This window comes from Polaromonas sp. C04 (assembly GCF_002002705.1).
Taxonomy (GTDB): domain Bacteria; phylum Pseudomonadota; class Gammaproteobacteria; order Burkholderiales; family Burkholderiaceae_C; genus Rhodoferax_A.
On sequence record NZ_MUNS01000040.1, the window covers coordinates 19,078 to 31,941 of the forward strand.

7 protein-coding genes are annotated in these 12,864 nt (G+C 61.0%); all 7 read right to left on the reverse strand.

Annotated elements, in window-relative coordinates; all coding sequences use genetic code 11:
* Positions 1-135: 135 nt before the first annotated feature.
* Positions 136-2,910: an XrtA/PEP-CTERM system TPR-repeat protein PrsT gene (gene prsT / locus B0E49_RS16065; RefSeq protein ID WP_077563294.1), complete on the reverse strand. Its 2,775-nt coding sequence runs from the start codon at positions 2,908-2,910 to the stop codon at positions 136-138.
* A 49-nt stretch (positions 2,911-2,959) separates the two neighbouring features.
* Positions 2,960-4,321, reverse strand: a complete 1,362-nt coding sequence (prsR, locus tag B0E49_RS16070; RefSeq protein WP_077563295.1) for a PEP-CTERM-box response regulator transcription factor — start codon at positions 4,319-4,321, stop codon at positions 2,960-2,962.
* Positions 4,318-6,444 carry an XrtA/PEP-CTERM system histidine kinase PrsK gene (gene prsK / locus B0E49_RS16075; protein WP_077563297.1) on the reverse strand — a complete coding sequence of 709 codons (2,127 nt, stop codon included), beginning with the start codon at positions 6,442-6,444 and terminating at the stop codon, positions 4,318-4,320. The genes prsR and prsK overlap by 4 nt, the downstream gene beginning before the upstream one ends.
* 4 nt (positions 6,445-6,448) lie before the next feature.
* Entirely contained in the window at positions 6,449-7,852 is a 1,404-nt protein-coding gene (locus tag B0E49_RS16080) for a TIGR03013 family XrtA/PEP-CTERM system glycosyltransferase (protein ID WP_353647362.1), read from the reverse strand.
* A 129-nt stretch (positions 7,853-7,981) separates the two neighbouring features.
* On the reverse strand, positions 7,982-9,895 hold the full coding sequence (locus B0E49_RS16085) for a hypothetical protein (protein WP_144264596.1): 1,914 nt from the start codon (positions 9,893-9,895) through the stop codon (positions 7,982-7,984).
* A gap of 78 nt (positions 9,896-9,973) precedes the next feature.
* Positions 9,974-11,218 carry a pyridoxal-dependent decarboxylase, exosortase A system-associated gene (locus tag B0E49_RS16090; RefSeq protein ID WP_077563300.1) on the reverse strand — a complete coding sequence of 415 codons (1,245 nt, stop codon included), beginning with the start codon at positions 11,216-11,218 and terminating at the stop codon, positions 9,974-9,976.
* A 26-nt stretch (positions 11,219-11,244) separates the two neighbouring features.
* Entirely contained in the window at positions 11,245-12,861 is a 1,617-nt protein-coding gene (locus tag B0E49_RS16095; RefSeq protein WP_077563302.1) for an acyl-CoA ligase (AMP-forming), exosortase A system-associated, read from the reverse strand.
* Between the last annotated feature and the right edge of the window lie 3 nt (positions 12,862-12,864).

Sequence of the window (12,864 nt, forward strand, 5' to 3'; positions counted from 1 at the left end):
AAACGTATTCCACAATCCTGTACCTTTGTTAACGTATAGCATATTTCATGCCTCACACCCGTCTCCCTTGATTTATATAGCTATTTTTTGGGTCGCTTTCGAAAATAGCAACAATTGTAAAAATAATCGACATTCCTACAAGCCTTTCAGCAGCGTTGCCACTTCCGCCTGCGCCGTAAACCTATCGCCCAGCTTGCCCAACTCCTCCAGTTCCTTCCTGGCCAGATCCTTGTTGCCCGCCTTGATATTGATTTTCGCCAGATTCAGTTTGAACGCGGTATTTCCCGGCTGCAGGGCCAGCGCCTTGTTTTGAAGCTCCAGCGCCTTTGCATAGTTGCCCTTGTCCGCCAGCAGCATGGCCAGGGTGTCCATGAAGGCCGGCTGATTGGGCGCCAGCACGTTGGCCTTCTCGGCGTAGCCGATGGCATCGTCCTTGTTGAGCTTGGCGCTCACCCACGCCAGATTGTTATAGGCGCCGGCATTGTTCGGCTGCAATTTGACGACGGCCGCAAAGTGCTGGCTGGCGCTGGCGTAGTCCTTGAGCGCAATGGCCCGGTCACCCAGGTAAAACAGGAAGGCCACGTCCTTGGGGTTGTCCTTCTGCCAGGTGGATGAAAGCCTGTCTGCTTCTGCGCCTTTGCCGGAGGCCAGCAAAACAGAATGCAGCTTGACGGCCAATTCGGGCGAATTCACCTGCTTCAACCCGGCACGGTAAGCCGCCGCAGCGCCATCCCAGTTTTTCTGCGAAGCGTCGATGTCGCCTTCCAGCACGTACCCAACGGCTTCGCGAGGCCGTTGCTTTTGCACGGTACGCGCCACGTCCAGCGCAGCCTGCGTCTTCTTCCCATCCAGATCAAGCACGATCAGCGCACGCTGCGCCTCAAGAAAATCCGGCTTGATCTCCAGCGCTTTTTGCAGGCTCTGTGCCGCAGCATCCTTGTTTTTCTCCGCCATGTGCACGCCCGCCAGGCGCATGAGCGGCTGCGGCGACAGCGGCTGCATGTCGGCCAGTTTGTTGTAGGTGGTCACGGCCTGGTTGAATTCGCCCGATGCCTGCTGCGTACGGCCCAAGGCATCGAGAACGTCGGGGCTGTCCGGCAATGCGGCAACGGCGTTTTGGGCCACGGATGAAGCCTGTTTGACGTCTTTATTGCGCAGATAGAAGTCAATCAGCAGCAGACGTGGCGTTGCCTGGGTAGGGTCGGCCGTCACCGCATTGCCCAAAAGCTTGGCGACTTCATCCGGTTTGGCGCCCGACGTTGCCGCCAGCTCGGCCAACGCAACCCAAGCCTGGCCACTCTTGGGGTTCTTCTGCAAAACTGCCTCGAACCGCTTTTTGGCGTCCTCAGGTTTTTTGTCGGCAACGTCCAGACCGGCCAGACTGGCGACTGCCGGAAAGTAGTCCGGGTCTATCGTCAAGGCCCGCTCGAAGCTTTTTCGTGCCCCCGCGGTGTCTTGCATGGCCTGCAGCGTTCTGCCCTGCAGGAATGCGGCCAGGGGTTTGTCGGGCTGCTTTTTCTCAAGACCGTCGATGGCCTTCAACGCCTTGTCATACTCCTGGCGCCGCAGGTGTGCGCTGATCAGGGCCAGGTCCGCCGTGATGCCCGGGTCGGAGACGGCAATATTTTGCAATTCCGCAAATGCAGTGTCTGTGGCGCCTTGCATCATGTGGGTCAGCGCCACGGCGGTCCGCTTCCTGCCATCCTTGGGTGCCTGCTGCACCGCCTTCTCGAAGTAGTTCTGCGCCTGTTTCAGATCGCCATTTTGCAGATAGACCTCGCCGGCCACTGAAAGCAACTCGGGATCGGTGGTGTCCGGCTTCAACGCGGGAAGCAAGGTCGTCATCGCCTTGGCTGGCTGCCCCGAGCGCAGATAGGTCACCACCAGCAGGCGACGAGCCAGAGCCAGGTTAGGCGCAGCCTGCAGGGCGCGGCTCAAATAGTCCTGCGCGGCAGGCAATGCATTCAGTTGAAGCTCCACGGCACCTGCCAATTGCAAGACCTGGATATTCGCGGGCGCGGCCGCCAAAACCTGCTGCGTCAAGTCCCGCGCCGATTTGAAGTCTTTTTTCTGAAAGGCCAGTTGAGCCTCCAGGTATTTGGTCTGTGGCTGATTCGGCGCCAGCTTTTTCAACGACTCGACCTGCTTGTCTGCTTCCGCCATCTTGCCCTGCTGCAGCAGGGTCGTGACCAGGGCCGCATGGGCGGCCAGAAAATCCGGCTTGATTTCCAGGGATTTCCGGTAAGCCGCCACAGCCTCGTCATCCTGCTTTTTGGCATACAACAAAATGTCGCCCTTGAGCTTCCAGGCCTCGAAACTCCTGGGCGATTTGGCAAGCACGTCGTCCACCATGGCCAGCGCCCCATCGAAATCTCCCCGGCGCGCCTTTTCCCCCGCCTCGGCGACAAGCGCCGGCGCGTAGCCGGGCGCGGCCGCCAGCGCGGCATCCAGAGCCGCTTGTGCGAGGTCAGGCTTGTCCTGCATGGCATAGGCAGAGGCCAGCGTCATCTGCAGGCTTGCCTTGGCCTGCGGCGCACCCAGTACCGTACCGGAGAACTCATCGGTTATTTTCTTGGCCTGCCCCTGGGCGAGCATGGACTGTGCCAATGGCGGAATCACCGCCGTTGGCGGATATTTCAAGTCCAGCGCCTTGCGCAACTCGGTTTCCGCACCCACAGGGTCGCCACTCTCGAGCAGCGTGCTGCCCAGCAAAAAACGCGCCTCCGGCAAGTTCGGATCACTCTGCAGCGCATTTTTGATCTGGATGACCGCCGCCTTGCGATCGTTCTTTGCCAAATACTCTTTGGCAGACACGATCATCGCTTCAGGCTTCTGACCGCAGCCAGCCAGCAGCAGCGCAACCAGCAGTGCCGGCACTGTCATGCATCTATAGGGTTTTCCGGAAGTCATTGTTAACGCCCTTAAAGTGGATTCAGAAATTTCAGGTTGTGGTTTCAAGCTACTTCAAACCCAGCCGGTACATCAAATCGTAAAGCGTCGGCCGGGTCACGCCCAGCAAGTCAGCCGCCTTGGCCATATTGCCATTGACGCGGCCCAAGGCTGCAATGATCGCCTGCTTGTCTGCGTTATCACGAATATTGCGCAGATCCAGTGACGTATCGATTTCATCGGCCACGGAGTCTGCCAGGCCGATATCTTCACTGGAGATCTGGCTGCCTTCTGCCATGATCACGGCACGCCTGATGCAATTTTCAAGTTCGCGGATATTGCCCGGCCATGAGTACTGTTCAATCGCCCTGACGGCATCTTCGCGAAGCGTCATGGCGGAGCGCTTTTGCTCCTGCGCAAAGCGTCGCACGAAGGCATGCGCCAGCAGCGCCGCGTCCCCCACGCGGGCACGCAGCGGCGGAATTTTGACCACGATCTCGGCCAGCCGGTAATACAAATCCTCGCGGAATCGGCTCTCCTTGGCGAGCGCATTCAAATCCTGGTGGGTGGCGCAAACGATACGCACATCCACCGGTATTTCCTGCCGGCCACCCACGCGTTCTATCGTTCTTTCCTGCAAAAACCGCAGCAGCTTGGCCTGCAACGAAAACGGCAGATCGCCAATCTCGTCCAGCATCAGCGTGCCGCCATGGGCCATTTCAATTTTGCCCAGCGTTGTTTTTGCTGCACCGGTAAACGCGCCCTTCTCATACCCGAACAACTCGCTTTCCAGCAGATTTTCCGGTATGGCAGCGCAGTTGATGGCCACAAATTTTTCAGCGCGCCGGGGCGACGACTGGTGCAGTCCACGCGCCAGCAATTCCTTGCCGGTGCCGCTTTCACCGAGCAGCATGACGGTGGCGTTGCTGCTTGCCACTTTTTCGATGGTGCGGCAGATGCGCAGCACCTCCGGGTCGCGCGTCATCAAGCCTGACAGGGCGTCGGGCTGGTACATGCCCTGCAGACGCCGGTTTTCGCTTTGCAACTCAAACAATTTGAAGGCCCGCTCCACCGTCAGGTTGAGCAACTCCGGCTCGAACGGCTTGGCCAGAAAATCATAGGCACCCATGGCCACGGCACGCAAGGCATTCGCCTGGTCGTTTTGCCCGGTCAGGACAATCACCTTGATGTCCGGGTCAAAGGCCATGACCTGCTCCAGCAGCCTGAACCCCTCGGAGACCGAATCTGCATCCGGCGGCAGGCCCAGGTCCATCGTCAGCACCGCGGGCGCACTTTTGCGCAGTTGCTGCAGCGCGCTTTCCCGGTCATGGGCAGTCACCGATTCAAAGCGATCCAGCGACCATTTGATCTGCTTTTGCAGTGACAGGTCGTCCTCCACAATCAGCAACGAACGTGTTTTTTCCAAGGTCATGAAGTTTCCAGCAAATGAAGGTCCGATTCGTTCCGGGTTTCAAACAGGGGCAACAGTATGGTGATGGTGGTGCCGCGCCCCAGTTCGCTGCCAACCTCGATGTGACCTCCCAATTCCTGCACGTACTGAAAACTTTCATACGCGCCTATCCCCATGCCGGCCTGCTTGGTGCTCTGAAATGGCTTGAACAACCGCTCGCGGACGAAATCCTGCGACATGCCCGCGCCCGTATCCTTCACCACCACCTTCGCCTGACCGCTGACCCGCTCCAGCGTCAGCCAGACCCGACCGTTTGCGTCCGTGGCATCCAAAGCGTTTTGCACCACATGGCCGATCACGCGCTCGAGTCGCTCTTCATGGCCGCGAGTGACAACCTGGCCGTCCAACTGGAGTTCGAGCTTTCTGCCCCGCCCCGCCGCAACCGCCTCGATACGCTCGATGATGGCGCCCAGATTCACCCCGACAGCAGTCCCGGGCGGCGTCGCTCCTTCGCGCAACTGCATCATCATCTGCCGCATCTTGTCCAGTGAGTTCTCGACTGTCGTTAACATGTCCTGCTGGAACTCGGGGTTGTGACTCAATCGTTTGGCATTCTTCATCATCAACGAGAGCTGCGTCACGATATTTTTCAGATCGTGCACCACAAAAGCCGACATGCGATTGAAGGCGTCAAATTTTCGCACCTCCAGTAGCGCTTCCGTCGCCTGCATCTGCGCCAGGAAACTGGCCGCCTGCCGACCCGCCGTTTTCAGCAGGTCATTGACCTCCCAATTCACGTCCACGCGCGTGCGTGCGCTGGCCAGCACCACAAAACCAATCAGCTGCTCGCCCGCCATCAGCGGCACGACCAGCCATGCATGCGCCAGCTCCTGCAGCCAGGTCGGCAGCTTCAATTGCCCATAGCGACGGGAATAAGAGCGGTACTCTTCCAGGTTGATCACCCAGCCGCTGGTCGCCATGAACTGGCACAGCGGCGAGTCGACACCCTCGACTTCCACGGTCTGTGCCAGGTTCCAGCGCGCGGTCTGCTGGAACCCGCTACCACCACGCGCTCTCAGCCACAAACCGCCAGCGGGACTCTCCAGCATGTTGGCCAGGCCCCGAATCACCTGCTGGCCCATCTCCTGCGGCGAATTCTGGGCCGACAGGGTGCGCGTAAATTTCAGCCATTCCTCACGGTAGTCAAAACGATAGCGAAAAAAATGTTTGCTCAAAAATACCCGCAGCTTGGCACGCATTGCGCCCGACAAGCCCAACATCAGCAGGACCATCAGCGCAAAAAATATCAGGCCCAACTGCAGCGCACGCCCCCAATCGCCGCCGAAGTAGCGGATGTAGTAACCGACCGCCGAAATGAAGGTCAGATACAGCCCGGCCATCAGCAGCGTGGCGGTCTGGAAAGCCGCTCTGGGCGACATGTGAATTTTGGAAATCCAGTCACGACGCCGTGACATTGACAGCACTAGGAGCGGAACAACCAGGGTATGCACCGCGCCACGAATACTGAGGGCATCGGTGTCCAGGCGGTTGAATAAAACCGCTTCGGAGAACACATACAAATCAAACAAAAACGCGCTGAACAAGCCCAGGCACAAGGGTTTGATGTTCCAGCGCGAGTCTTCCGTCACATTGCGGAACACCTGCTCGAGCAAGACCAGCGCAAACACCGGCGAGACCATCTCGCCAAACAGGATCCAGCGTGAGGTCTGGCCAAAAACGCCGACCTGCAAGGTACTGAGCAGCAGCGCCAGCAGCCCAAAGCACACCACCGCCACGGCAGCGGGCGTCATCCAGCGCATGCCGGCTGGTTTGCTAATCGCGCCGACGCCACTGGCGCCGTTTGCCCCCAGCAAGATCAACAAAAATGCATACCAGCAGCCGTACCTGGCAATGTCCGCCAGGATGCTGAAAGACAACAAGGCCGGCATGCCCGTCCACAAGAACGCCAGCCCCAACCAGCCCCACAACGCGCTCGACGTGATCGCCGCCAGGACCGTCGTTTTGGACCAGTCGCGCAGCGAACGCAAATAGCCGGTCTGAAGCAGCCACAGGGCAAAGCCCGTGTAAGCGAGACCGACCAGGCCATAGCCCCATGCGGTCAGGACGAGGTTGCCGCTGTCCATGGTGCTACTGCGCGCCCTTGCCCATCAGAACCACGCCCACCGTTTCAAACAGCACCACGAGATCAAGAAACAGGGAGTGGTTTTTAACGTAGTAGAGGTCGTACTGCAATTTTTCGACCGCGTCCTCAACGGAAGCCCCGTAGTGGTAGCGCACCTGCGCCCACCCCGTCACACCAGGCTTGACGCTCTGGCGTACCGCAAAATACGGTATTTCCTGCGTCAGCTTGTCCACAAAAAACGGCCGCTCCGGGCGGGGGCCAACCAGACTCATGTCGCCCCTGAGAACATTAAAGAGCTGCGGCAACTCGTCGATGCGAACCCTGCGCAACCACCGACCCACCCGTGTGACCCGGCTGTCGGTCGCAGAGGCCCATACCGGCTGCCCGTCTTTCTCGGCGTCGGTGCGCATGCTGCGAAGTTTCACCACGCTAAAAAGCCGCCCGTTCAGCCCCACGCGCTCCTGCCGGTACAAGATCGGGCCAGCGCTCTCGAGTTTGATCAAAACCGCGGCCACCAGCAAGATGGGGGCGGCGACCATCGTCAATACAGAGGCACACACGATGTCAAAGAGGCGTTTGGTGATGGTGCGCATCACGCCCTGGTCAAATCCTTCGCCAAAGATCAGCCATCCAGCAGATACCGAATCGAGCCTGATCTGGCCCAGTGTCATTTCAAAGTAGGTGGCAGTGTCAACCACCCGCACCCCCTGCAGCTTGCAGTCGAGCAGTTCGCGCATCGGCATGCTGCCACCTCGGCGCTCGGTCAGGGCCACCACAATCTCATCGACCCGCGCCTGCTGCACGACATCGGTCAATGATTTGTCGCGCGGCAAAACCGCCCAGCCCGAGACTTCGGTCACAACCTCGTTGGGGCTGGCATAGTAGCCCACCAGATCGACGTTGGGGTCCGACTTTTTCAGGGTCTGGCCGACCAGCCTCGCGCCCTTGCCCGAGCCGTAAATCAATACCCGCTGGCGTATCAGTGCACGCGGTCCGATATGCGTCGCATAGATACGGTGCATCAGCATGATGATCAAGCCGCCCAACAGCACCAGCATGAACACCTTGCCGTTTTGCAGCTTCACCGGGGAGAGATGAAAAATGGCGTAAGACAGGGGCAGCGCCAGGAACAGCACAAGCGCCCCGCGAGCGCTCGTCTGGCTCACCGTGCGGCTGTGCACCCGGTCATACAGTCCAAGGCTCGAATTGATCATCAATATCGCCACCGCGAACAAGACGGCGGTGGTCCACAGGATGGACACGACCGGCTGGTTACCCACGCCAGCCACTTGGTACAGGATGGCAACCACGACGGTAAACGACACCAGACCCAGGTCGAGAATGATGTGGAAAAACGTGCGTTTATGAAAATAACAATTGAAAATTTTTATCATGCTGAAGCTCCCCATCGCCAAGCCAGGCCGCAGGCGCGGCCCTTATCCTGACTTACGCCCAGAGCCGTGCCGCAGCACCGCGGTAACAGGTGGCCAAAACGCCCATGTTACCCACCATTACAAGCACGACCAAGATATCCGGGATCATTCGACGTCTTGCGTTGTCTGGATGGCATAGATCGCCATCAAAAAGAAAAGAAAAGCCACGCGCGGCACATCCATCAAGCTGCTCACCGCGCCCAGCAACAGCGCCCCGCACAACGAAGCGGCCAGGTAGGGCGATAGCGGCAACAAGCGCCCCCGGCCCGTTGTCAGGCGCCCAACCGCATAGACCAGCAGCGCCGCCAAAATCAGCAAACCCGCCAACCCCCGCTCAACCAGCACCTCAAGAAAAAGATTGTCCAGATGCCAAGGCAGGAAATAAGCCTGGGCCGCAGGAAACCAGTGCGCCATCCCTTGGGTGAAGCTGCCGTTTTCAAGCAACTCCTTGCCCAGTGATCCGATCAAGTGGACATTGTCAACATCCACAGCCCCCCCGGCATTGCCGACCGACAGCGAAAACAGGCGCAAGCGTGATGCATTCCACGTTTTCGCCGTCAACGTCGAGCCCTGTAATGGGAGTGTTAGCGCTTGCCATTCGGTTGCATCCGGGGAAACCCTGACGTAGGCAGCCTGGCAACGCCCGTCATACAGCAAATGCCGTTCACACAATTCCAGATGGAGATCGGCTTCATGCGTGACTCTCACCTCCAGCCCAACCCAGTGCGGGCCGCTGGACGCCGCACTGACACGCTGCGTCAGCGCGTACAGCCCGCCCAACTCCGGCCGGGTCGCGGGGCCGCGCACGGTCACAAAATCATGGGGACGCTCACCCGGCCCCAGCTCCTCGTGCCGCTTGACGCTGCCCGAGAATTCACCGTTGGGCACGCGCGCCGCATAGTTGGCGGGCAGTCGCCCAAGTCCCTTGCCCAGCCACCATTGAGCGGGACCCTCCAGCAGGCCGAGGCCATGGCGCCAATGCGCGAGCCGGCCCGTCAGGTCGCGGTCAGTGCTGCTCAGACGCTGTGACATGAAGGAGCCGCCGCCGACGGCCAGCACCTCGGCCGCCAGCGCCAGCGCCAGCAGCAAACCTGCCTTGCCGCGCCAGCTCCCAAGCCCGTGCCGTCGCCACGCACTGGTCAAAAACACCCGCAGTTCGAACCCGGACCTTTGCGCCCGCAGCAGCAAGCCGAGCAGCACCAGCGAGCCTGCCACCGCAAAATAAACGCCACGGGAAAACGTGGTCGAACAGGCGTACGCCACGACCAGGGCCAGCGCCGCAGCACCCGCCCAAGGCAAGGGGCGACGCGCGGCGACCAGCGCCCACACCACAAAGGGCGACGTCAACGCCAGGTAGGCATCGATCGCCGCGCCGCCCACATGCATTTCCCAAAACAGGGCAACGGTACGGTAATGCTCGGAAAAATCGAACAAGCCGGGAAATGCCGCCCGCTCCCATACCACTGCCAGCGCAACCACAGTCAATCCCAGCACCATTCCGGTGGCCAGGCGCTGGCCCGCCAACACCCTGGCGCGGGCAAGCTCCTGCTGCAGCAAGGGGATCAGCATCAGCGCAAAGCCGAGGCTCTTGAAGACGCGCAAGCTGTTCAACGGATCGGTATAGCCGGCGAACCAGTCGAAGGAAAACCCGCCCGCGTCGGCAAATCCGCGCAGCAACGCCAGCAGGCCAGAGGCGGCCAGCAAAACCGTGATCCCTAAAAACGCAGGCGGCAATCTTTTCAACCCGGAGGTGGCGTCAGCGTAGAAAGACCACGCCAGCCGGACATAGCCGCCGGCCAGCGTCCCCAGCAGCAGAATGTCAAATTCCTCAAAAACCAGCCATCCGGTCCAGGGCGAGAAGTTCAAAAAGGGCAGACAGGCAGGCACCACCAGCAGCCAGACTCCTGGGCGGCAGGCGACCACGAAACACCACAGCGCAAAAATAGCCAGCGCCGCGCCGGGCCACAACGGGTGATGCCAGGCCAGTACCACCCCGGCTGCACCGCTGATCAGGGCCACGAGCAGACTGACCAGCGCCTTCAGCGTTCCGCCTTGCAATGGGCTGGGTGGGTGGCCAACTAGCAAAGCGGCGCGGTCCTAGACCAGCACTTCAAGACAGGCAGGATGCCCTAAAAACCCCTGCGGACTGGCACTGGCGCCATAAGCGCCCGACTGGAACACCACCACCAGATCCCCGACCTGCGCCAGCGGCAGCGTCATGCGGTCGGCCAGCAGATCGAGCGGCGTGCACAAGGGCCCGACCACTGAAGCCGTTTCGCGCTCCAGCGCATCAGCCCGGTTGCCGACCGTGACCGGGTAGTTCTTGCGCACCACCTGGCCAAAATTGCCCGACGCCGCCAGATGGTGATGCAGCCCGCCGTCAACCACCAGATAGACCTGACCGCGCGAGACCTTGCGATCCACCACACGGGTCACGTAAACACCCGCCTCGCCCACCAGGTAACGGCCCAACTCGATCACCAACGAGGCATCCGGCAACTCTGTCTGCGCGCGCTGCGCGAGCCGCGCCAGGTTGTCGCCGATGGGCGTCAGGTCCAGTGGCTGTTCACCGGGGAAATACGGTATGCCAAAGCCGCCGCCCAGATTCAAAAAGCGCACCGGCTTTGGTGCCTGCTGCGCCAGCCGCAGCGCCAGCTCGTAAGACTTTTGCTGCGCCTCGCAGATCGACTCTGCGCGCAGGTTCTGCGAGCCGGCAAAGAGATGAAAGCCCTCAAAAGCCAGGCCCGCGCGGGCAATGCGGGCCAGCAATTCGGGAATCTGCTCGACGTCGACGCCAAACTGCTTGGGGCCGCCACCCATTTTCATGCCCGAACCCTTGAGTTCGAAGTCCGGGTTGACCCGCACCGCCACGCGCGCCGGCAGGCCCAGCTCGCTGCAGATGGCCTGAAGCACGGGGACTTCGCGAAACGATTCCAGATTGATCAGCACGCGCGACGCCACCGCCTGGCGCAGTTCGGCATCGCGCTTGCCGGGCCCGGCAAAGCTGATCTCGTGCGGGTCAGTGCCCGCATCCAGCGCCACCTTCAGCTCGCCGGCCGACGCGACGTCGACGCCATCTACCAGGCCGGCCATCAGCCCCACCACGGCCGGCATCGGGTTGGCCTTCATCGCATAGTGCAGCTTGACCGCCGGGGGCAACACATGACGCAACGTTGCAACCCGGTCGCGCAACAGCGCCCGGTCATAGGCATAAAAGGGGGTTTGCCCTACCCGCGCCGCGAGCAATGACAAACGCTCGCCGCCGACCACCAGTTCGCCGTCGCGCACGGCGAACTGGTTCATGGGCGCATGGACGGGCAGTTGGCGTTCAGTGAGGGACATGGTCTTGACTCGCCTTTGAATGATGTTCAGTGCCCATGGCGCTCGGCCCAGTCAGCCGCCAGCAACTTGCGGTCTATCTTGCCGTTCGGGTTGCGCGGCAGCGGCCCGGCAACAATCTCTATACCCGCCGGCACCATGTAGACGGGCATTCGGGCGCGGCATTCGGATATCAAGTCATTTGTAGCCACAGCCCTTACCCCGTCTATGCATGTAGCTATCACATGTATAGCGTGTCCAAGGCTGGGATGCTCCACGCCAAAGGCCGCGCACTCGCCCACCAATTTCGTGGCGTACAAAATTTCTTCTACCTCGGTGGGGCTGACCCGGTAGCCCGAGGTTTTCATCATCTCGTCGCGCCGGCCAATGAAATACAAAAACCCCTCGGCGTCCTGGCGTACCGTGTCGCCCGAAAAAACGGCGTATTCAGGCAACTGCAGGCCCGGCTGCCGCCCCGGCGCATCTGCCGGCACCAATTTGTAGCGCTCCGCCGTCTTCTCCAAATCGTTCCAGTAACCCATGCCCACCAGCGCTCCGCGGTGCACCAGCTCACCGGGCTCGTCCGGGGCGCAGGGCGAGCCATCGTCGCGCAGCACCAAAATTTCGGCATTCGGTATCGCCTTGCCGATCGAATCCGGGCGCCGGTCCACCTCGTCGGGCGGCAGGTAGGTGGAGCGAAATGCCTCGGTCAACCCGTACATCAAAAACGGCTGGGCCTGGGGTACACGCTGGCGCAGCAGGCCCAGCGTTTCGCGCGGCATGCGTCCGCCGGTATTGGCGAAATAGCGCAAATTCTGCGCGATGGCGGCCGGCCATTCGAGCTGGGTCAGCTGGATGTACAGCGGCGGAACGGCCGTCAGGCCGGTCACTTTTTCGCGCTCCATTGCCTTGAGCACGTCGCGCGGCAGCAGGTAGTTGAGCAGCACCACGCGCGCACCGGCATGAAACGCCGTGGTGAGCTGGCTGAAGCCCGCATCGAACGACAAAGGCAGCGCCGCCAGCAGCACGTCCTGCGGCCGGTTGTCCAGATAGGACGCCACGCTTTTCGCACCTGCCACCATGTTGCGGTGCGACAGCATCACACCCTTGGGTTTGCCGGTACTACCCGAAGTGTAAAGAATGGCGACCATATCCGAGTCAATCACCCGGTGCCCGGGCCGTGCGGGGCTGCCCAGCAAATCGGACCACCCCGTCAACCCCAGTCGGTCGGCAGCAGAGGCGCCCACCGGCGACGCGCCCGCCGCCGCATCGGTGACCACCACGTGCTGCAAATCGGGGCAATCGACCAGCACCTCCCGCAGCAAGGCCAGGCGCTCGGGGGACGTCACGAGCACGCGCACATTGCAGTCGCGCAAAATGAACGCCACCTGCTCCGGCTTGAGCAGGGGATTGACCGGGACAAAAACGGCTCCGGCGGCAGGCGCGCCAAAACTGGCGATGACGGTCTCGAAACGCTTTTCAAGGTAGATCGCAACGCGCTCGCCTCGTGCCAGGCCCAGTCTCATCAAACCCGCGGCGAACCGGCTAACCTGGTCAGCCAGTTCCGCGTAACTCAGCGCGGCGCTGCCGCTGGTCAGCGCCGTCGCCTGTGGCGTGCGCTCAGCCGCGCGGGCAATCAGTTCGTGCAGGAGTGTGGATTCGGTCATAGA

Excerpts from the sequence above, each read along its gene's own strand:
- prsT (WP_077563294.1), bottom strand. The coding sequence starts at position 2,910 with ATGACTTCCGGAAAACCCTATAGATGCATGACAGTGCCGGCACTGCTG.
- prsR (WP_077563295.1), bottom strand. The coding sequence starts at position 4,321 with ATGACCTTGGAAAAAACACGTTCGTTGCTGATTGTGGAGGACGACCTG.
- prsK (WP_077563297.1), bottom strand. The coding sequence starts at position 6,444 with ATGGACAGCGGCAACCTCGTCCTGACCGCATGGGGCTATGGCCTGGTC.
- B0E49_RS16080 (WP_353647362.1), bottom strand. The coding sequence starts at position 7,852 with ATGGGGAGCTTCAGCATGATAAAAATTTTCAATTGTTATTTTCATAAA.
- B0E49_RS16090 (WP_077563300.1), bottom strand. The coding sequence starts at position 11,218 with ATGTCCCTCACTGAACGCCAACTGCCCGTCCATGCGCCCATGAACCAG.
- B0E49_RS16095 (WP_077563302.1), bottom strand. The coding sequence starts at position 12,861 with ATGACCGAATCCACACTCCTGCACGAACTGATTGCCCGCGCGGCTGAG.